This window comes from Streptococcus suis (assembly GCF_002964045.1).
Classification (GTDB): Bacteria; Bacillota; Bacilli; order Lactobacillales; family Streptococcaceae; genus Streptococcus; species Streptococcus suis_U.
This window is the reverse complement of the sequence record NZ_POPB01000256.1, coordinates 1-267: the sequence shown is the minus strand read 5'-3', so window position 1 is coordinate 267 and position 267 is coordinate 1. Positions and strand designations below refer to the sequence as shown.

Here is a 267-nt window from a genome sequence, read left to right as displayed (position 1 = left end):
GCTTCTATCTATCATTGGATTAAATATTGCCGTTCAGAACAACACGAGTATTTCCAAGAAAGAGCAAGAAGCAGGGCAACAAAATATTAAGCTGGATGTTGCCTTGGTCAATGAAGATAATACTGTAACCCTAAATGGTACGGAATATAATCTTGGTGCTAGTTATGCAAAAAATATCGAAAAAAATACTGCCCATAACTGGTCAACTGTCAGTCGTGGTACGGCTGACAAGGGGTTAAAAGAAGGGCTTTACCAACTGGTGGTGAC

The 267-nt window shown here is 39.7% G+C and carries 1 protein-coding gene; it reads left to right on the top strand.

What is annotated here, in order from left to right; translation table 11 throughout:
* Positions 1–267 (top strand): hypothetical protein (locus tag C1E99_RS14650; protein WP_161951139.1); only part of this gene is annotated, 267 nt, incomplete at both ends.